The 20,762-nt window shown below is 64.6% G+C and carries 17 protein-coding genes and 1 pseudogene; 7 read left to right on the plus strand and 11 right to left on the minus strand.

The genetic code is table 11. The features are described 5' to 3' along the window. Positions 1–153: 153 nt before the first annotated feature. Positions 154–1,125 carry a LysR substrate-binding domain-containing protein gene (locus tag MB84_RS13200; RefSeq protein WP_046292109.1) on the plus strand — a complete coding sequence of 324 codons (972 nt, stop codon included), beginning with the start codon at positions 154–156 and terminating at the stop codon, positions 1,123–1,125. Here MB84_RS13200 and MB84_RS13205 read toward each other — a convergent pair. The 9 genes and pseudogenes from MB84_RS13205 to MB84_RS13245 all read right to left on the minus strand — a co-directional run bounded on the left by MB84_RS13205 (position 1,058) and on the right by MB84_RS13245 (position 8,955). Next, positions 1,058–1,948: a helix-turn-helix transcriptional regulator gene (locus MB84_RS13205; RefSeq protein ID WP_046292110.1), complete on the minus strand. Its 891-nt coding sequence runs from the start codon at positions 1,946–1,948 to the stop codon at positions 1,058–1,060. The genes MB84_RS13200 and MB84_RS13205 overlap by 68 nt on opposite strands. Before the next feature lie 137 nt (positions 1,949–2,085). Next, the gene (gene tam / locus MB84_RS13210; protein WP_046292111.1) at positions 2,086–2,901 is read right to left on the minus strand and encodes a trans-aconitate 2-methyltransferase; all 816 of its coding nucleotides are present in this window, start codon (positions 2,899–2,901) and stop codon (positions 2,086–2,088) included. A 44-nt stretch (positions 2,902–2,945) separates the two neighbouring features. Further along, on the minus strand, positions 2,946–3,815 hold the full coding sequence (locus MB84_RS13215) for an anti-sigma factor family protein (protein WP_052653297.1): 870 nt from the start codon (positions 3,813–3,815) through the stop codon (positions 2,946–2,948). After that, on the minus strand, positions 3,808–4,473 hold the full coding sequence (locus tag MB84_RS13220; RefSeq protein WP_052653299.1) for an RNA polymerase sigma factor: 666 nt from the start codon (positions 4,471–4,473) through the stop codon (positions 3,808–3,810). Before MB84_RS13220 ends, MB84_RS13215 begins: the two co-directional genes overlap by 8 nt. Before the next feature lie 160 nt (positions 4,474–4,633). Then, complete coding sequence (locus MB84_RS13225; protein ID WP_245725362.1) at positions 4,634–5,035, minus strand: cupredoxin domain-containing protein; 402 nt, start codon at positions 5,033–5,035, stop codon at positions 4,634–4,636. Between the two features lie 15 nt (positions 5,036–5,050). Beyond that, positions 5,051–5,539 (minus strand): annotated as a pseudogene (locus MB84_RS13230) (metallophosphoesterase family protein); the annotation flags it as partial. A gap of 80 nt (positions 5,540–5,619) precedes the next feature. Further along, positions 5,620–6,546, minus strand: a complete 927-nt coding sequence (locus MB84_RS13235; protein ID WP_052653301.1) for a M23 family metallopeptidase — start codon at positions 6,544–6,546, stop codon at positions 5,620–5,622. 136 nt (positions 6,547–6,682) lie between these two features. Beyond that, a complete protein-coding gene (locus MB84_RS13240; protein ID WP_046292114.1) occupies positions 6,683–7,678 on the minus strand; it encodes a sensor domain-containing diguanylate cyclase in 996 nt (331 codons plus the stop codon). A gap of 125 nt (positions 7,679–7,803) precedes the next feature. Beyond that, positions 7,804–8,955 carry an acyltransferase family protein gene (locus tag MB84_RS13245; RefSeq protein ID WP_046292115.1) on the minus strand — a complete coding sequence of 384 codons (1,152 nt, stop codon included), beginning with the start codon at positions 8,953–8,955 and terminating at the stop codon, positions 7,804–7,806. A 275-nt stretch (positions 8,956–9,230) separates the two neighbouring features. Between MB84_RS13245 and MB84_RS13250 the strand changes: the two genes are divergently transcribed. Further along, entirely contained in the window at positions 9,231–9,920 is a 690-nt protein-coding gene (locus MB84_RS13250; protein WP_046292116.1) for a phosphatase PAP2 family protein, read from the plus strand. Positions 9,921–10,223: 303 nt separating this feature from the next. Beyond that, complete coding sequence (locus MB84_RS13255; protein WP_084009771.1) at positions 10,224–12,086, plus strand: PHA/PHB synthase family protein; 1,863 nt, start codon at positions 10,224–10,226, stop codon at positions 12,084–12,086. On the opposite strand, the gene MB84_RS13260 is transcribed toward MB84_RS13255, so the two are convergent. Together MB84_RS13260 and phbB are read right to left on the minus strand one after the other, a co-directional pair. Then, on the minus strand, positions 12,068–12,655 hold the full coding sequence (locus tag MB84_RS13260; protein ID WP_046292117.1) for a hypothetical protein: 588 nt from the start codon (positions 12,653–12,655) through the stop codon (positions 12,068–12,070). The two genes, MB84_RS13255 and MB84_RS13260, sit on opposite strands and share 19 nt — an antisense overlap. 42 nt (positions 12,656–12,697) lie before the next feature. Then, on the minus strand, positions 12,698–13,441 hold the full coding sequence (gene phbB / locus MB84_RS13265; protein WP_046292118.1) for an acetoacetyl-CoA reductase: 744 nt from the start codon (positions 13,439–13,441) through the stop codon (positions 12,698–12,700). A 694-nt stretch (positions 13,442–14,135) separates the two neighbouring features. Here phbB and MB84_RS13270 point away from each other — a divergent pair. Genes MB84_RS13270 through MB84_RS13285 form a run of 4 tightly spaced genes read left to right on the plus strand, consistent with a single transcriptional unit; the run spans position 14,136 to position 20,708 of the window. Further along, complete coding sequence (locus tag MB84_RS13270; protein ID WP_046293778.1) at positions 14,136–15,341, plus strand: efflux RND transporter periplasmic adaptor subunit; 1,206 nt, start codon at positions 14,136–14,138, stop codon at positions 15,339–15,341. Further along, positions 15,338–18,547 carry an efflux RND transporter permease subunit gene (locus tag MB84_RS13275; protein ID WP_245725363.1) on the plus strand — a complete coding sequence of 1,070 codons (3,210 nt, stop codon included), beginning with the start codon at positions 15,338–15,340 and terminating at the stop codon, positions 18,545–18,547. Before MB84_RS13270 ends, MB84_RS13275 begins: the two co-directional genes overlap by 4 nt. Next, positions 18,544–20,061 carry an efflux transporter outer membrane subunit gene (locus MB84_RS13280; RefSeq protein ID WP_046292119.1) on the plus strand — a complete coding sequence of 506 codons (1,518 nt, stop codon included), beginning with the start codon at positions 18,544–18,546 and terminating at the stop codon, positions 20,059–20,061. Before MB84_RS13275 ends, MB84_RS13280 begins: the two co-directional genes overlap by 4 nt. Beyond that, positions 20,058–20,708, plus strand: a complete 651-nt coding sequence (locus MB84_RS13285; RefSeq protein ID WP_046292120.1) for a TetR/AcrR family transcriptional regulator — start codon at positions 20,058–20,060, stop codon at positions 20,706–20,708. Before MB84_RS13280 ends, MB84_RS13285 begins: the two co-directional genes overlap by 4 nt. The last annotated feature ends 54 nt before the right edge of the window (positions 20,709–20,762 follow it).

The raw sequence follows: 20,762 nt of genomic DNA on the forward strand, positions 1-20,762 counted from the left end.
GCCGATTCCCTCACGCTTTCAAGCCGTCTCATGCGGCATGAACCTGAGTCGCGACGATAAAACATGATGCACACTCACACAATCGACAAATTCGCCGTCCTTCTGTGATAAAAAGTCACAGTTTATCGACGACGCCACCTTTCGGAACCCAACATGTCGCGCCAACTGCCGCCGTTGCATGCCCTGCGTGTTTTCGAGATCGCCGCACGCGCCGAGAGCCTCAGTGCCGCCGCGCAGGAACTGTCGATCACGCATGGTGCCGTGAGCCGTCAGATCGCTTTGCTCGAAGCGTGGCTGGGGCAAACGTTGTTCGTCCGTCAGGGCCAGCGCAATGTCGCGACGGACCACGCGCGGGCTTTCGCCGCCGAGATCAGTGCTGCGTTCGACCTCATGGGCGACGCGGCGCTGCGCTTCGGCAAAGCGCCCCAAACGCGCGTGGTGCGTGTCAACGCACAGACCACGCTTGCCATGCACTGGCTGATCGCGCGGCTGCCCGCATTTCATACCGCCTTCCCGGATGTGCAGGTTGTCGTCACCACGTCGAGCGGGGCCGACCCGGCGTTTCGCGGCGGGTTCGACGTCGCCATTCGACGCGATCCGCCTGCGCGCCCCGAATGGCAGCCTTATGAGCGGACGCCGTTGTTCACAGAGCGCGCAAGCCTCGTCGCCGCCCCCTCGCTGCTCGAAGCGCTGCCGTTACGTCGACTGAAGGATCTGGCGAAGCATACGTTCGTCGCCACGCAAACGCGCGTGGGTGCCTGGGAGGACTGGTTGAGTGTGGCCGGTGTGCCCGCGCTACGCCCGGTGCGATTCCATCGCTTCGATCACTATCACGTGAGCTTGCAGGCCGTGATGGATGGGCTGGGGCTAGGCATCGGTTGCACGCCGACGCTTGATCGCGAGCTGGCGGCCGGTCGCCTCGTGATGCCGTTCCCGGACATTCAGGCCGACGGCGCGACTTACGTCACGCTCGTGCCGCGCGACGCCGACAAATCGACGCCGTTGCGGGATTTCCTGACCTGGGTGCATGAAGCGGCGCGCGCCCCTGTCGTCGCGCTCACGTCCCCCGCGCGGCGCGCCACTTCCCCGGCGACACGCCGAACGCGCGCCGGAAGTACCGGGTGAAATGCGACAGATCGTTGAAGCCGTGTGCGAGCGCGACGTCTGTCGCCGAGGCCCCGGCGCGCAGCGCTGGCAACGCGCGTACGAGACGCAACTGATTGCGCCACGCGTGCGGTGCCAGTCCGGTCTCGCGGGAAAACAAGCGCGCCGCATGGAACGGCGAAAGATCGACGGCTTCGGCAAGTGCCGTCAGTGAGAGCGATTGAGTCAGATCGGCCGACAGACGCGCTTTCATCGTCTCGACACGCACGGCGTCGCGATGCATCTCCAACGACGGCACGCGCGCCTGCGCATGTCGGACCAGCATCATCGACACCGCTTCGATCAGCACGCTTTCGGCCAGCAGCGGATCCGCGCCGATCTGTAGCAGCCGATGCGCTTCGATGAGCCGCTCCATGGCCTGCACGTCGTAAATGACGTGTTCGCCGAACCAGGGCATCGCGTCGTCGTCCGACGCCGAACCGCCCGGTGTCTCCAGCGGACTTTCCAACTGCCGCTGCACGCCCTGCACGAAGCCGACGGGCAGGTAGAACACACGGTAACGCCAGCCAAAATCGGTTTCGCGCGCGCCCGTGTGGACTTTACCGGGATGGATGATGGCGATCGACCCGGCGTCCGCCACGTGCTCGCCGCCGCGATAGGCATAGCGCTCCGCCCCGGCCACGATGCACGCGAACGTGTACGCGTCGTGCCAGTGCGGCGCGAAGGTATGGTCGTTGTATTCGGCCGTGAGCATGTCGCCGCCGGGTACGAGCGTCGAGCGCCAGTACAAAGGGGCATTGCGGAACGGCTGAAACGGTTGTACGGGCTGAAACAAGGCATCCATGCCCGCTACTTTACACTGCGCTGCGCGTCGTCGCGGACCAGTCGCACGCCCCGCGCGACCGGACCCACTGTGTGCACGCTCGTGCCAGGGCAAAACACCCTACGACCCTGCGGCAGCTTGACGGCACACTGGCTCGATTAGCGCGTGGCTACGACGAAGAGTCGCGGGAACGGCAGCAGCACCGTGCCGTCGGCGAGCGCCGGATAAGCCTTCGCGATTTCTTCCGTGTAACGCGCGAGGAACGCCTCGCGTGCTGCGTCGTCCAGCTTCGTCAGGAAGGGGCGCAGCGCGCTGCCCTTGAACCATTCGACGACCGCCGGTGCACCGCCTGCGAGCGGATGATAGTAGGTCGTGCGCCAGATATCGACGCGCGAACAAACGCCGCGCAGCAGCGGATAGTAAAACGCGGCGCCATGACGCGCGGTGCGTTCGGTGCCTTTGAGCGTCGCGGCCCAGCGCGGGTCGGCGGCGACTTCGCGCATCAGCCGGTGAGCGGGTTCGTCGAGATTATCGGGCGTCTGCACCGCGAGCGAACCGCCGGGCGCGAGACACTCGACGAGACGCGGATACAGCGTTTCGTGATCGGGCAACCATTGCAACACGGCGTTCGCGAGAATCACGTCGAACGGGCCATCTTTCCACGCACCAATATCCGCGACGTCGAAATGAAACTGCGGAAGACGTTTGCGCGCTGCGTCGACCATATCCTGCGAACTATCCAGCCCGAGGACATCCGCCTGCGCATAGCACGCGGCCAGCACTTCGGTCGAGTTGCCGGGGCCACACCCGATATCCACGACGCGTGCGGCATCGCGCCCGGGAAGCTCGGGGATCGCGGCGACGAGATCGCGCACGGGACGCGTGCGCTCGTCTTCGAACTTGACGTACTGCGACGCCTGCCATGCCGGATTGGTCGGGGCGTGCGAGGTATCGGACGACTGGTTTTGCTGCATGAATCACTCCATCGGGGGGATATCGCTCAACAGCCGTCACGATATCAGCTCGCCGCCTGCAACGCCTCCACGAAGACACGCAGATGCGACGGCTCCGCGTCGGTGATCGCCCAGTACGTCATGCCATTGCGTCGCCAGCGGGCAATCGCATAGCCGTCGCTGCCGGTGATCGTGGGTGCGGCCGACGCCTTGTCGCGTGCCGGAAACACGTACACATCGATCGGATGCTTATCGGTGTGGTAGACGAGCACGGACACCGTGCGACCGCCGACGTAGTCCAGACGTCCGCCCGCGAGCGGGAATCCCTTGGCGGCCAGATCGACGACCGGCGGTGCGTAGTCGAGGCGTCCGTTGAACCACGGCTTGACCGTATGCTGGTCCGTCGAGATCACGTCGATCGGATGTTGCGACAACAGCGCGCGCGCATGGCTCGACACGATCTCCTGCGGCTGCAAGCCGGTCTGCGCGGCCGGTTCCTGCACCTGCGCAGGCGCTGGCGGACGCGCCACCAGCAACGCCATCGCAACGGCCAGCCCGCCGAGGATCGCACCGCCCGCCCCCCCGAACAGCCACGGCGCGAGACTTGGGCCCCACGCGGCTTCGACGCCGGTGGACCTCACGGGCTTCGCCGCACGGGGTTCCGGCTTCGCATCCTGCTTTCCATCTTGCATAGGCCCGCGCTGCAAGTCTGAGGCCGACGATGCGCTCGCCGCCTCCTGCGCGACGGCATGGCGTTCGGCATTTGCCAACTCATCGCGAAGCCGTTCACGCAATGCTTGCGGCGCTTTGTGATGCAACGCGCCGTCCCGCAGCATTTTGCCTAGCGTGGTGGTTTCGCTTGTCGTCGGCGGGTCTTTGGGATCGTCGTGCATGTCGTCATGCTCACTTTCGTGCTCATTTTCGTACTTACTCATCGCGTCCTCCTCGAGTCGTACCGTCGAGCGGCACGCGCGCAAGGCGTGTCACTTGCGCGGATGGGGACGTCGACGACGACGAAGCGTGCGCTCCACCCGCTTGCGCCGCGCGCAACGCCACCGCGAGCATCTGTCTGCCACGCGCGAGCCGCGACATGACCGTGCCCGCAGGCACGCCGACGATCGTCTCGATTTCCCGGTAGCTCATATCCTCCATCTCACGCAAAACCAACACTTCGCGAAACACGACGGGCAAGCCCGCAAGCGCCTCGCGCACCAGCGCACATTCGTCGCGGCGCACCGCCAGCATTTCCGGATCGCCCGGCGACGCGTCGTCCCAGCCCGGCAGACGATCCGACTCGTGCAAACCATGCATGGCCTCGTCGAACAGCGTGCCGTCGGCGGCGTCGGAGCGGCGTCGCCACTCGGTCATCCAGGTATTGCGCACGATCGCCAGCAGCCACGCCCTCGCATTCTCGCCACGAAAACCGTCGAAAAAGCGCAGCGCACGCAGATAGGCCTCCTGCACGATGTCGTCCGCATCGCTTGCGCTGCCCGAGAGCCAGCGCGCGAGGTTGTAAGCCGCATCGAGATGCGGCAAGGCCAGCGCTTCGAATCGTCCTGACGCCTGAGCGCCGGGGGTTTGCGCATCGGTCACCGGGATCTCCCGAGATCGGGCAACACGGTGCCCGTGTGAATCGGACTGACGCTGCGCGCGACATCGCGACGAACATCGCGAACAACGCCGCGATGTTCGTCGCAGGCACCCGCAGACAACGGCAGTGGGCTCATTGAATCACATCTGCTGGCGCGAACGGTCATTTCACGACAATCACCCCCGTCATATGGGGACGGATCGCACAGAAGTACGGGTACATCCCCGGCTTGTCGAAGGTAAACGCGAACGTGCCGTCGGTATCGAGCGCACCGGATGCGAACGAGCGAGGGTTCGACGAACTCGTGACGGTGTGCGGCTCGTCGTCGCGATTGGTCCATGTCACGCGCGCGCCCGCTTTGACGGTGAGCGTCGCAGGCGAAAAGGTGAAGTTATCGATGTGGACTGCGCCCGGATCTGTAGCAGCGGCGGCCTCGGCTCGCCCGGCGAGCACAAGCATACCGGTCGCCGCGACGGCGAAGCCCGCCAGCAGCGTGCGACGTTGCGCGGCATGCGGGCTCAGACGCGGTGAAGGAGACGAAGAAGACAAAGAGAACGATTTCATGACGGCACCTCCGGGTCATGACGCCAGCGTGGTGTCGCCCAACAGCGGCGCACCGTCCAGCGAGGTGAAATCGATGCGGCGAATCCCCAACGTCTGCCGCAGTTGCGATGCGTCGACCTTCAACGGTCCCGGCCCCGGGCCGTCACCCGGCGCAGGCTGCGGAAACGCCGTCGACATCGCCGTGTGCAATCGCACGTTGCCTTCGACTTTTTGCAATACCTGATGGATGTGACCGTTAAGCACCGTCACCGATCCGAACGGACGCAGCAACGCAAGCGCGCGCTCGCCGTCATCGGTCCCCCATCCCCACGCCGGATAGACGGACCAGAGTGGCATGTGCGTGAACACGACGAGCGGCGTGCTGCGGGAACGGCCCTTGAGATCGGCGGCGAGCCAGTCGAGCTGCGTATCGCCGAGGTAGCCCATGCCCCCCGCCTTGAGATTGAGGACGTTCACAAGCGCAATGAAATGCACGCCCTGCCGGTCGAAGCTGTACCAGCCGTTGCCCCCGCTGCGGGGCGAAAAGACGATTTATTCCCGAACGCCTGAGCAACGGTGCGAAGGGAGGAAATTCGAAGCTGGGATCAGAGCGGTGAGTAGTTCCACCGAGGCAGTGCGCCGGTACGTCCGTGCGTGTGCCAGGACGGCACCACGTTGAGTACGCTCTGACAGCCGCTGTTGGCCGTAGACATTGTTTGGACCTTGACGGCATTCGGCCCGCTCGGGCTCAGCAAAGGACGCGGGTCGACAGCAACACCATGACGGCGCAGTTCGAAATGCAGATGTGGACCGGTCGCCATCCCCGTCCGACCTACAGCACCGATAGGCTCGCCCGCTACGACAGCATCGCCGATGCGGAGATCGCGCTCTGTAGCGGACAAATGCGCATAGACGGTCTCGGTACCAAAGCGGTGCGAAATCACCACGTACCGTCCGAACCCGCGACGCTGGAAACCGATGAACTTCACACGACCGTCGGCAGCCGCAAGTACGGGGGTGCCGGCCGGTGCCGCGAAATCGACGCCGGTATGGTTATGCGCCACGCGTCGCACGGGATGGTGCCGCGTGCCGAATTCCGACGACACGCGCGCGCCAGCCACCGGTGTAACGAAAGACGTGGCCGATGACAGCGCACGGGCAGCCGTCGACGGTACGAACAAGCTGGCGCGGCCCTGCACCGCAGACGTATGCCAGCGACTGGCCGTCGATACGGGAATGGGAGACAACGGAGTGATCTTGCCGCAGACCGACTGACTGACGGATACCGCAGGCAATGCCGCAGCGGGTCCATTGTGAGCAAACAACGGCGCCGTCAGACGCGGATGCAAATGCAACGGGTCTCCTGCCGCGGCCGTCGCCGATAGCGGCGCGACCATGCAGACACCGAAGACGGTCGCGACCGCACCGCCGCGCACCGGCGAACGAGCGCGCTCGCCCAGCGTTTGCTGGCGTTGCGCACCGCTGTCCGATGCTGCGCGCGTGCGCTTGGCGAAAGGGGTAGAGAAAGACATCGCTCGACAGACTGAACCGGAAACGACGCAGTCTACGGGGCGAAGGGGAGAAAATTTTTAGGAAGTAACCCAACTTAGGCGCAGATAGCGGCCGAAATGGAGTGAATTGGGAGTTTGCACAACGTAATGTGCGGACCTACGAGCGTCGCGTGCCGGGGCGCGTGCGCTTGATGGCGTACATCGCCTCGTCGGCGTAATCCATCAGTTGCGTCATGTCCGTGCCGTCCTCAGGCAGCATGGCAATGCCCACACTCACCCCCAGTTCGAGCGGCTTGCCTTCGAATTCGAACGGCGCGCCCACTTCCTGCGCCAGACGTTGGCTGTGGACCTCGGCGTCTTCACGCGAGTGAATGCCGCAAAGAATCATGCCGAACTCGTCGCCACCCACGCGAGCGATCGTATCCGAGCGTCGCGCCGTGGCGTTCATGCGCTCGGCGGCGGCACGAATGGCGGCGTCGCCTGCGCGGTGGCCGTAGCGGTCATTGATGGGCTTGAGCCCGTCCATGTCGATGTTCAGAATGCCGAGCCGCGACGACGAACGCAGCGCCAGATGCACGGCCTGACGCAAGCGGTCGTAGAACAACGCCCGATTGGGCAGGCCGGTGAGCGCGTCGTGCGTGGCTTGCAGATAGAGCTGACTCGTCTCGAAGCGCGCCGCATGAAACATCGCCGCCGCAATGAGTTCGCTCATCAGTTCGAGCGTGCGGACATCGGCGTCGGGGAACGCCGACGGGGCGGGCGCGAAGACCTTAAGCACACCGACGGTCGTGTCCAGGTGCTTGAGCGGTGTGACGATCATCGAGCGCAGACCGACCTTGCGGCAGGCCTCGCGGTCGACACGCGGATCGGTCTCGGAATCGTCGCAGCGAAGGATCTCGCCCGTCTTCACGCACTGGCCCGAGAGCGAGCCGTCGCGCGACAGACGCATGCCCAACAGGTTGGCCGCGACACCGGACGCCGCCCGATACACCATGTCGTCGCCCTCGGCCAGCTCCACCACCGCGCCATTCGCCTGCGTCAGATGCTGCACCCGCTCCGCCACAAAGGCCATCACGCCACCGAGATCCAGGCCGAGTTTGGCAATTTCGGTCTGTGCTTTGACGATCTCCAAAAGCGTATTGCTTTCGGGCATAACGGCGACGGCATTTTGGCTCACGACCTGTCCTGTTCTTCAAAAAGCGTGAATCCGCAATGTACCATCGCGCGTTTGGAAACTCACCTCAAAACACCCGGCGCAGCGCCGCAAGCGTCAACGAATCACAACGCGGCGGCTGGCGTCACGCCTGGCTGACGCGGCAGTAGACGCCGTGCGGCAGGTCCACTCACGTGCCGGTGCAGTGCGCCACCGAGCAGCGTGCAGACGATCAGCACGGGCACGTAGACGAGGAATGTCCAGCGCATGTCGTCGCCCGCGAGCGCACGGTACGCTGGCGTCGCGGCCAGCACGACGAACATGTGGCTAAGGTAAATCTCGTAACTCCAACGGCCCATTTGCGTCAGCCAGCCGAAACCGTGCGGCATGGCGCGCATGGAGCGGTGGGCAGCGGCAAGCCACAGCGCCGCACTCAGACACAGCAGCAACATGACGTGGTCGTGCAAGCGCGGCCACAGCATGTCGTTGAAAAACACGACCGCAAGCAACCCTGCTGCGCCCAGCGCGCCGAGGCCCCTGGCAACACCGCGCGAGAGCGTTACGCGTTGCATCAGCAATGCCGTGAGCACGCCCCAGGCGATCGCCGCCATGCCCGGAAGATAAGCCTTCTCCTGCCAGATCTCGTTGCCTGCCAACGCCGCGCGCGTCCACGGTAACGAGACGGCAAGCGCCACGAGCGCGATCACGCGCCACGGCCCACGCAGCACCAGACAGAGCAAAGGGAACGCCAGATAGAAGCACTCTTCGATGGAGAGCGACCAGAGCACGTCCCATCCGCCCGGCAGCCAGTTCGTGCGGCCCTCGTACCAATTGAGGGTCATCGTGAGCGCCGACGTCACGGCGCCGGCGAGCGATTGCCCCGGCTGGTTGATCACGAACGTCGGCACACCGAACAGGTGCATCACCGACAGCACGGCCAGCAGCAGGAGCAGCAACGGGAAGATGCGAACGGCGCGCAGCGCGTAGAAGTGACGCCAGCGCAGGGCGTCAAGCGAGCCGTAGCGTTGCAGCGAACGACGCGTAATGACAAAGCCGGAAATCACGAAGAAAACGAACACGGCTTCGTAACCGTTGAAACTGATGCCCTTGACGATGCGCTCGGGCAACACGTCGCCCAGCAAACTCGGGCCGAGCGGCAGACGAAACTTCAGGGCGAGGTGGTGAACGACGACGAACAGAATGGACAAGCCGCGCAGCAGGTCGATGCCGTCGTTGCGCGTGCGCAGCGCAGGCGCTTGCGCCGGGGGGAAAGCCATGAAAACTCCGGAAGGTGTGCGGGGGGTCACACCGCAGACATCGTACTATGCCGCTGTCCCGGTGACACCCCGTCGAATTCGACGGGGATGTCGGGCGCCTATTACCGTGTGACGAACCGGCCCCGTCGGTCGAACAAACCGCCGCCGGCGCTGTCCGATGCGTTTCGATACGCAAGATCGCGCCGCCACACGACAATGTGGTTTCGTCATGGCGGCACGCGTAAGATAGCGCTTTCGCCCGGGGCGCCCTGCTCCCGGGCCGTCATTCGGCAGTCATGTCTAACTTCTGGATCACCATTACCGATTTCGGTAGCGCCGCCGTCACGGTGCCGCTGGCCGCTGCCCTCATCCTCTGGTTGCTTTGTGCACGCGCATGGCACGCCGCCTTCGCCTGGATTGCGCTGTTTGGCGCGGGCTCGCTCGTCGTGGCCGTCTCGAAGGTCATGTTCCTCGGCTGGGGACTCGGCGTTCGCGAAATCGATTTCACCGGCGTGAGCGGCCATACGTTTTTTGCCGCGACCGTCTACCCGGTCATCGCGTGGTTACTGCTGAGCAAGCTGCCATGGCCGTGGCGGGCGCTCGGCACGGCGGTGGCCGCTGCCGGGAGCGTCGCCGTGGGCGTCTCACGGGTTGCGCTGTCGGCGCATTCGGTCTCGGAGTCGATTGCGGGCTGTATCGTCGGCTTCTCCGTCTGCACGGCATTCGCGTGGTACACGCGCGGCGACGCTGCGCCCAAGCTGAAGACGCTGCCGATGGCCGCGAGTCTGTTCGTGCTCATGATGTGGCTGCACGGCGAGAGTGTGCCGACGCAACGCTGGATCACCGACATCGCGCTGATCATGTCGGGCCGCGAGCAGCCTTTCAAGCGCTATAGCTGGCTCGCGCGCAAGCCCGTGCCCACCCCGGCAATACCGGTGACGCCGGTGCTTCCCACGCCGGGGGCCAGTCCCGCGCCGGTGCGCTAGGCGGTCGCTGCGCGCGGACGCAACTTGTCTCAGATCAGAGTAGTCATACGTGGCGTGCGTTATATTCAGTGAAACGCGCGACCCACGTCGTGCGAACGAACGGAGTCCGCCATGCCTGCTCGCAGTGACAAGACGTCCCGCTCTGCAACTTCCCGATCCAACAAGTCCCGGACCACGGCGCAAGTGTCGCCACCACTGGGGTCGTCCACCGCCTCGAGGTCTCGCGGCGCACCCAAGACAGCCCGCCCGCCCTCGCGTCGCACGGTGCCTCAGGGGGCGACGGCCGGTGAAACGGCCGGAACAATGGCCGGAACAACGGCCGATCCCTCGGTGACGCACAAGGCCAAACCAGCCACGCCCGAGTCGACACCGTCGGAAGCCCTCTCGCCCGCCTCATCGCCTTCGGCCACACCCTTCACCTCGTTCACCGATCATCTCGACCGTGCCGCAATGGCGACGACTGCCCGTTTCACCGGCAACGTCTCGCCCGCCGCCGTCGCCCTCGCATGGGCCGACTGGGCCATGCACGCGGCGACCGCGCCCGGCCATCAGTTGAACGTGTTCAAAGCATTTGCCGCCATCGACAAGCCAGCAAGACCCGATGCCGCGAACGCCGGTGCTCAGCACGAGGCCGACCGGCGCTTTCGTGGTCCCTCATGGGACAAGCCGCCGTTTTCCTGGTGGCGCGAGCGATTCCTGCGCACGCAGGCATTTGTCGACGAGATGACCGGCGAGATTCCCGGGGTCGACCCACACCATCGCGACGTCGTGCGGTTCATGGCGCGGCAGTGGCTCGACGTTTTTTCGCCCAGCAATCAATGGTGGGCGAACCCCGAAGTCCTCTCGTCGATTCGCGAGACGCAGGGGCAGAACCTCGTCAAAGGGGCACAACGCTGGTGGTCGGATCTGCGCGATATGGCGGCAGGCAACGCCCCGGGCGCAGGCCCCGAGGCGTGCAAGGCGTTTCGCGTCGGACACGAAATCGCCGCCACGCCGGGCAAGGTCGTCTATCGGAACGCGTTCTTCGAACTTCTGCAGTACGCGCCTGCGCAGGCGCAGACCTGGCGTGAACCCATTCTGATCGTGCCGTCGTGGCTGCTCAAGTACTACATCCTCGATCTGGAAGCGCAGCATTCGCTGGTGGCCTATCTGGTATCGCAGGGCCATAGCGTCTTCATGATCTCGTGGCATAACCCGGGCCCGGAAGACCGTGACCGGGGCCTCGAAGACTATCTGGAATCGGGTCTGTTGACGGCCTTGCGCGAAGTGCGTCGCATGACCGGCAACGTGCCCGTCCATGCCTGCGGCTACTGTCTCGGCGGCACCCTGCTCGCCATCGCTGCGGCGACGCTCGCGCGTCAATCGGGGTCAGCCGGTCCGTCAGCGCAAACGAAGCGCAAGGCGGACGATGTCGGCATGCTCGCCAGCGTCACATTGCTCGCCGCGCAAACGGACTTCAGCGAACCGGGAGAGTTGGGCCTGTTCATCGACGCGAGTCAGGTGGCGTATCTCGAAGCGATGATGTGGCGGCAGGGATTCATCGGCGGGGAGCAACTTGCAGGCACTTTCCAACTGCTCAATTCGCGCGACTTGATCTGGTCACGCCTCATGCACGATTACCTGCTCGGCGAACCGGCACAGACGACCGACTTCACCGTCTGGAACGCCGATACCACGCGCATTCCCGCACGCCTGCACAGTGAATGTCTGCGCGAACTGTATCTGAACAACGCGCTGGCGACGGGCACACTCAAAATCGGCGGGCAACCGGTGGCGCTCTCGGATATTCGTGTACCGATGTTCGTCGTGGCGACCGAGCGCGATCACATTTCTCCGTGGCGCTCGGTCTACAAGATGCATCTGCTGAACCCCGGCGATCTGACGTTCGCGCTCGTCTCGGGCGGACACAACGTGGGGGTGGTGTGCGAGCCGGGACATGCGCGCAGCCATCACCGGGTCGCCACGCGCGCGGCCGGTTCGGCCTATCGCGACCCGGACGAATGGTTCGGCGCGACACCCGCTATGCAAAGCTCATGGTGGCCCGCATGGCAGGCGTGGCTGTTGGCGCAAGGCAAACACGGGGGCCGCGACAAACCTGTCGCAGCCCCCTGGCCGCCAACGACCTCGCTCGGCGACGCGCCCGGGACTTACGTGCTCGAACGCTGAGCGTGGCCGCCGCGCTTGGGCGGCACGCGCCCGTTAAGCGGCGACTGCTGCGATACCGCGGCTTCGGTCGCCTGGACGGCTTCCGTCGACATGCGACGCCACGCATCCATCGTGCCCTGCGTCGCTTCGTTGAATGCCTGGAACCACTTCTGCAACGGCGCTTCGGCTGCCTGCGTCGCCGCACCTGCGGCCGTGCCCGCACCGATCAGATCGGGCAACGTCATTGCGCCAGCCATGCCGTGCTGCAACTCCTCGCCCGTCTTGCGACAATGCTCGGCCCAGAGCAACTGGTTGTTCGCGCATACGGCCAGCCACTCGCGCCAGAACTCGTTCTGCTGAGCGAGCTGACCGTTAAGCAGTTGCAGTTGGGCGGTCAGCAGGCCATTGAAGTCTTTCGCGCCGCCCAGCGATTTGGCGGCTTCCGAATGGGCTTTGAGCAATTCGCCGTCGCGCTCGACTTGCAACTGGTGCGTGCGTTGCGCGGCTTCGAGCAGAATCCCATAAGCACCCAGTGCGCTCGCCGTGCCCAGTTTGACCAGCGTCAGTGCCGGATTCGTTTCCTTTGACATCGTCAATCTCCTAAGTCAGTAGTTTTGATGCGTCGCTGCACGTCACTCCATATGCATGCCGCCATTGATGGCGAGGTTGCTGCCGGTGATGAAACCTGCGTCGTCCGACACAAGAAAGGCGACGAGCGCAGCCACTTCGTCGGGACGACCGAGTCGGCCGACCGGAATCTGCGGAAGAATGCGCGATTCGAGCACATCTTGCGGCACGGCCGTGACCATCTTCGTCGCGAGATAGCCGGGCGAGATCGTATTGACCGTCACGCCCGATTTGGCGACTTCCAGCGCGAGCGCCTTGGTGAAGCCATGCATCCCCGCCTTGGCGGCCGCATAGTTCGCCTGCCCGAATGCGCCGCGACTGCCATTGACCGAGGAGATGTTGACGATGCGTCCCCAGCCACGCGCGACCATGCCGCCAAAAAGCGGTCGGGTCATATTGAAAACGCTATCCAGATTCGTGCGCAATACCGACTGCCAGTCTTCGGCCGTCATCTTGCGCAGGGTGGCATCGCGCGTAATCCCCGCATTGTTGATGAGAATGTCCACCGGACCGGCGTCCGATTCGACGGCTTTCGCACAAGCCTCGCAGGACGCGAAGTCGGCAACGTCGACACGATAAGCGGCGAAGTCACGGCCTGTCGCGCGCATGCGCTCGACCCATCCTTCGCAATCGTGATTTTGGGGTGAGCAGGTGACCGCAACGCGGTACCCGGCATCGGCAAGACGCAGGCTGATCGCCTCGCCCAAACCGCCCATGCCACCTGTCACCAATGCTGTTCGTGTTGTCATGGCTATCCGTCTCTGGTTAACGTCTGTCGTTAAACTTCGGATACATCCAGCATAGTCGCGAACGACCGACTTGCTGTGGCAATCGACACCCCGGCAAAGACTTCGCTTGACCCTGGTCAAGCCGCAGCACCACTCGGCGCCGTCAGCATCGGAAAACATGCTGCCGGCAGCGATCTCCTGTGCGGCGCTTGCTGTGAACTGCCGGGTGTCGACGCTGCGATGTCACCAGTCATTGCAACTGGCCCGAGTGCGACTCGAAGCGCGCGACAACGTTCCTCGGTTGTGACAATTTGTCCCGGAGAGTAGCCTTTCAGACATGCGCGTCAGCACGCGTCGTCACCGCGTCGATTGCATGCAATATGACGACCTGCTGACACCACACTCGCGTATACGCTGGCGGGCACGCCTGTCAGGCATCGTACTCCAAAATAATTTGTTGGTTGGTCGTTCGCGCCTCAGCAACAACAATCCAATGACCCGCCCCTGTCGATAGTCATAGGGGCATGCGCCAAACGCTTTCATGGCCGTTGCAGCGCACCGGCAATCCATATATCATCGCCCGTAGATTTTTTCCGGATCGCGCGGAGACGGCCGTCCCCGGGGCGCACGCCGCCATTGCGATCACGTCGTTGAAGTCGTCGTAACTCGTTGTTTTTCCTACCCGAATTCCTATTTTGTGGGTCACGAGCGCATGATGTCCTTTCTACCTGATACCGCTCCCCGACGTCGGCTCGTGCTGGCTGTCGCTACCACCGCCATTGCCGCCGCCGCATTAGCTGCGTGCTCGCGCAAGGCACCGCCGGAGCCGCCGCCCCGACCGGTCGTCGCAGTCGCCGCGAAGCTCACCGAACAAACGCCGATTGCATCGCTGCCCGCGCAGATCGAAGCGCGTTACACCACGCCACTGTCGTTCCGCGTGGCAGGCAAGATCGTCGACCGCTCGGTGCGCCTTGGCGACGCCGTCAAGGCAGGTCAGGTCGTCGCCAGACTCGACCCCGCCGATTTATCGAAGAATGCCGCCAGCGCCCGGGCGCAACTCGACGCCGCGCAGCATCAACTCGATTACGCGATGCAGACGGTCACCCGCGACCGCGCGCAGGCGCGCGAGAATCTGATCGCCCCCGCGCAGCTCGAACAGTCCGAGAACGCGTATGCCAGCGCCCTCGCACAGCGCAATCAGGCCACACAACAAGCCGCCCTAGCCGGCGATCAGTTGAGTTACGGCAATCTCAAGGCGGACCGTGACGGCGTCATCACGGCGGAGCAGGCGGACACCGGACAGAACGTCAGCGCCGGCCAGCCGGTGTATCAACTGGCCTGGACGGGTGACGTCGACGTCATTGCCGACGTTCCCGAAGTCGCGCTCGGCGCGTTCCGCATCGGGCAGACGGCCACCGTTTCTCTCCCGGCGATTCCGGGCAAGACGTGGCAGGCACGCGTGCGCGAAATCTCGCCCGCCGCCGATCCGATGAGCCGCACGTATCGCGCGAAGCTTTCGCTTCTGTCGCCCGGCAACGAGGTCAAACTCGGCATGACGGCGAACGTCGCCTTCGCTCAGCCGCTGCCGACGGGCGCTGCCCCCGCCGCGAATGCGTCCGCACCGGCTGCGGCATCCGGCGCGACGGCCGCCAACGTCGCTGCGCTCAACACGCAACCCATCACGTTGCCCTCCACCGCACTCTTCCATGATGGCAATCAACCCGCCGTGTGGGTGGTCAAGCAGGACGACACGCTCGCGCTGCGTCGTGTGACCATCGTTCGCTACGGCGAGCGCACCGTCACGGTCGCGGGTGGCATCGAGCCCGGCGAGCGCATCGTGTGGCAAGGCGTGCACACCGTGACCGCCGGTCAGAAAGTGCGCGTGGTCGCGCCGCTGCATCCTGAGGACTTCGCGTCATGAGCACGCAGGACGGGAAGCCGCCCGTACCCCAGGACCCGCAAACGGTTCCAGCCGCCTCCGCCGATGCGCCGAAGGACTATCGTCACGAAGAGGGGCACTTCAACCTCTCGGCGTGGGCGCTGCGTCACCGGTCGCTCGTGATCTTTTTGATCGCGATGGCGACGATCTTCGGCATTCTGGCCTACTCGCGTCTCGCGCAATCGGAGGATCCGCCGTTCACCTTCCGCGTGATGGTGATCCGCACGTTCTGGCCGGGCGCGACCGCCAAGCAGGTGCAGGAGCAAGTCACCGACCGGATTGCACGCAAGCTTCAGGAGATGCCCAATATCGACTTCCAGCGCAGCTATTCGCGCCCCGGCGAGTCCTTGTTGTTCTTCTCGATGAAGGATTCCGCCCCGCCTGACGAGGTGCCCGAGGAGTGGTATCAGGTTCGCAAGAAAGTCGGCGACATTGCCTACACGCTGCCGCCGGGCGTGCAGGGCCCATTCTTTAACGACGAATTCGGCGACGTCTACACGCACATCTTCACGCTTGAAGGCGACGGCTTCGGCCCCGCCCAGCTGCGCGACTATGCCGACGCGTTACGCACCGTGCTGTTGCGCGTCCCCGGCGTGGCGAAGGTCGATTACTTCGGCGACCGGGATCAGCGCATTTACGTCGAAATCAGCAACACGCAACTCACCCGCCTCGGTATCTCGCCGAATCAGATTGCGCAGGCCGTCAACGGCCAGAACGCGGTCTCGCCGGCCGGCACCATCGAAGCGCCGAACGATCGCGTGGTCGTGCGCCCAAGCGGTCAGTACCGCAATGTCGACGAACTCGCCGACACGCTCATCCGCGTGAACAATCGCACGTTCCGCCTCGGCGACATCGCGACGATCAAGCGGGGCTATGTCGATCCGCCCGTGTCGGAAATGCGCTTCGGCGGCAAGCCTGTACTCGGCATCGGTATCACGATGAAAAAGGGACAGGACGTCATCCACCTCGGCAAAGCGCTTGCGAACACGATGGGCGAGTTGCGCGCGCAGTTGCCCGCCGGGTTGAAGCTGACGGAAGTTGCGAGCATGACGCAGTCCGTGTCGCACTCGGTCGACGACTTTCTCGAAGCCGTGGCCGAAGCGGTCGCCATCGTGCTGGTCGTGAGCCTAGTCTCGCTAGGCTTCCGCACGGGGATGGTGGTGGTGATTTCGATTCCGGTCGTGCTCGCCGTCACGTCGCTGTTCATGTACATCTTCGACATCGGGCTGCACAAAGTCTCTCTCGGCACGCTGATTCTCGCGCTCGGTCTGTTGGTGGACGATGCGATCATCGCCGTCGAAATGATGGCGGTGAAGCTCGCACAAGGGTGGGATCGCAAGCGGGCCGCCGCGTTCGCGTACACCAGCACCGCGTTCCCGATGCTCACCGGCACGCTCGTGACCGTCTCCGGCTTCCTGCCGATCGCGCTCGCGAAGTCGAGTACCGGCGAATACACGCGTTCGATCTTCGAAGTCTCGGCGATTGCCCTGCTCGCGTCGTGGCTCGCGGCCGTGGTGCTCATTCCACTGCTCGGTTACAAGATGTTGCCGGAGCGTCCGCGCGAGGCGCATCACGGCGACGATCACGAACACGAGGTCTACGACACGAAGTTCTACAACCGTCTGCGCGGTTGGCTCACGTGGTGCATCGAGCGCAAGTTCATCGTGCTCGTCATCACTGTCGTGCTGTTCCTGATCGCGATGGCAGGTTTCTCGCTCGTGCCGCAACAGTTCTTCCCAAGTTCCGACCGGCCTGAACTGATGGTGGACCTGCGCTTGCAGGAAGGCGCGTCGTATCAGGCCACGCTGCGCGAGACGGAGCGCCTCGAGAAGCTGCTCGAAGGCCGTAAGGAGATCGATCACACGGTGAGCTTCGTGGGCACCGGTGCGCCCCGCTTCTATCTGCCGCTCGACCAGCAACTGCCCACGCCGAACTTCGCGCAGCTCGTGATCACCGCCAAATCGGTGGAAGAGCGCGAGGCGCTCGCGCAGTGGCTCGAACCGAAGCTGCGTGAAACCATGCCGGGTGTACGCACCCGCCTGTCGCGTCTCGAGAACGGCCCGCCAGTCGGCTTCCCGGTGCAGTTCCGCGTGAGCGGCGACAACATCGGCACCGTGCGCAAGATCTCCGAGCAAGTGGCGGACGTGATGCGCAATAACGGCGATACGGTCGACGTCCAGTTCGACTGGGACGAGCCGTCGCAACGCTCGGTGCGCTTCGAAGTGGATCAGCAGAAGGCCCGCGCATTGAACGTCAGTTCGTCGGACATCGCGAACTTCATCGCCATGACGCTGACGGGTTACGACATCAGTCAGTACCGCGAACGCGACAAGCTGATCGCGATCACGCTGCGCTCGCCGAAGGCCGAACGCGTGGACCCGGCGAAGCTCGCCACGCTGGCCATGCCCACGCCCAACGGCCCGGTGCCGCTCGCCACGCTCGGCCGTGTGGTGGACGAACTGGAGTATGGCGTGATCTGGGAGCGCGACCGTCAACCGACGATTACCGTGCGCTCCGACGTGCGCGCCGGCAAGCAAGGCATCGACGTGACCGAAGCCGTCTACAAGAAGCTCGGCGATATCCGCAAGGCGCTGCCGGTCGGCTATCGCATCGAGATCGGCGGATCGGTCGAAGAGTCGGGCAAAGGTCAGGCGTCGATCAACGCGCAAATGCCGATCATGGTGATCGCGGTGCTCACGCTGCTAATGATTCAGTTGCAGAGCTTCGCACGCACCATGCTGGTCGTGCTGACCGCGCCGCTCGGCATGATCGGGGTCGTCGCCACACTGCTGCTGTTCGGCAAACCGTTCGGCTTCGTTGCGATGCTCGGTGTGATCGCCATGTTCGGGATCATCATGCGTAACTCGGTGATTCTGGTCGATCAGATCGAGCAGGACGTCTCGGCCGGACACCCGCGCTTCGACGCCATCGTCAGCGCGACGGTGCGACGCTTCCGTCCGATTACGCTCACCGCCGCTGCCGCCGTGCTGGCCCTGATTCCGCTGCTGCGCAGCAACTTTTTCGGACCGATGGCGACAGCGCTGATGGGCGGCATCACCAGCGCAACCATTCTTACCGTGTTCTTCCTGCCTGCGTTGTATGCGACGGCGTTCCGTGTGCGTCACGACGAACGGGGCGATCATCCGTCGCAAGCAACGTCCGGCAGTTCGCAAGGAGACCGCTCATGACTTCGCGCATCGTATCAAGCGCCCTGCGGTTTGCCCCGCTCGCCCCGGTGTTCTGGCTGGGCGCGTGCTCATTCACGCCGGGCGACAAACCGCCGGCGATGCCGTCGCCGTCGCACTACGGCGCGAACGCCCTGCCCGAGCAAACCGTCACGGCGCAGGGGGCTTCGCAACGCTTCGACTTAGGCGGGCCGCCGGTGAGAGCCTGGTGGCAAGCCTACGAATCGGACAAACTTAATGCACTGGTCGACGAAGGCCTGCGCAACAGTCCGAATCTGGCGGCGTCCGACCATGCGCTGCAAGCCGCGCGTGAGCAGTTGAAGGCGCAGATCGGTTCGTCGCTGTTCCCTTCCATCGACCTTGGCGGGGAAGTGGCCCGTGAGCGCAATCTCGGCATCCCGAACCTGCGTCCGCCAACGGCCCTGTACAACATGTTCGTCGGACAGATCCAGGCGCGCTATACGTTCGACTTCTTCGGGGCGTCGCGCTTCGCCAATGCGTCGCTCGCCGCACAAGTCGATCAGCAGGCGTTCCAGCTGGAATCGGCGCGTCAGGCCCTCGCCGCGAATATCGTCTCCGGTGCGATTGGCGCGTCGGTGCTCGGCGCGCAGGTCAAGGCGACGGAGCGACTCGTCGAGCTGGCGCAGGCGGATGCCACCGACATGGCCCGCCGCGAAGCCCTTGGGGCGGTGTCGCGCGCCGATGCACTGGCGTCCGCCCAGAATGCCGAATCGCTGGCCGCATCGCTTCCGGGGCTGCGTGCGCAGTGGCAATCGACGCGCCACGCGCTGGCCGTCCTGCTCGGCCGTACGCCCGGTCAGGCACCGAACGATCTTGCGCTCGGCGAACTGAAGGTGCCGCGCATCGTGCCGGTGGTCGTGCCGTCGACGCTGTTGCAATCGCGCCCCGACATTCAGGCGGCGGAGATGGCGCTCAAGGCGGCCTCGGCCGAGGTCGGCGTGGCGACCGCGCAAATGTTCCCAAGCTTGTCGCTCAGCGCATCGATGGGCAAAGGCGGCTTCAACTGGCCGACGGTGATGTCCAACGCCGGGTCGCTGTGGAGCATCGCGGCGTCGATCTCGCAGCCAATTTTCCATGGCGGCGCGTTGCTTGCGCAGCGTCGCGCGGCACAGGCGACGTACGAGGCGGCCGTCGAACAGTACAAGCAGACCGTGCTGACGGCGTTCAGGAACGTGGCGGACACACTCGCGTCGCTCGAGGCGGACAATACGACGTTGTTGCATGCCGATAGCGCCAGTGCGGCCGCTGAGCAGATCTATCGCGATACGGCGGCACGGGTGCGTCTGGGGGCGTTGCCGGTGTCGTCCGCACGCGGGCGCGAACAGCAGTACTGGAACGCCTACCTGACGACAGTGCGTGCAACCGGCGCGCGTTTGTCGGATACTGCGCTACTGTTTTACGCGATGGGCTTGCCGCCCGAGCCCGCCGACGCTGCCCAAGCGCAGACCCCGGATGCGGCACAACCGGCCCCGTCGCAAGACGTAGCCAGACGATGACCACCCGAACCACGACCCGGGGCCGACGCCCCAAACACCTCCCCGATGGCCGCGCCGCCTTGCTCGGCGCGGCCATCGACGCTTTCTCGCACCTCGGCTACGACGGCGCAAACCTGCGCGGCATCGCGGCGGCCGCCAAGGTCGATGCGAGCCTCGTGCGCGTGCACTTCGGCTCGAAGGAACAGCTTTGGCGCGCCTGCATCGATACGCTCGAAGCCGCGCTGGCCGCCCCCGTTGAAATACTCCGCGCGATTTCGGTCGACGAAACACGGCCGGTCAGAGACCGCCTTCGCGACGCCATCGGGCTCATCGCGGCCTACGCGTTGCAGCACCCCGAACACAAGTGCTTCATTTCGCTGCATGCGTCCGAGACGGGCGAGCGCGGCGCGGTGCTCTACCGCCATCTGCTCGAACCGGTCTACAACTGCATGGAAAAGCTCATCGTGGAAGGGATGGCTGCGGGCGTGATTCGCGCCGAACATCCGGCGATGTACTTCTGCGTACTCGCCCACGCCCTGCACCCGCCCCCCGGCTCGCCGGTGCTCATGCAGGTGATTGCCCCCGAGGTCGGCGGTGAAGCCTTCGGCCCGGCGTTGCTCAAGCAAATCGAGATGGTGTTCTTCACACCGCCACAAGCGGACGACTGAACCGACGAACCGACGAGAGACACGCGCGTCATCCGGCGGTATCCGAGACGCTTT

It is taken from the genome of Pandoraea oxalativorans (assembly GCF_000972785.3).
GTDB lineage: Bacteria > Pseudomonadota > Gammaproteobacteria > Burkholderiales > Burkholderiaceae > Pandoraea > Pandoraea oxalativorans.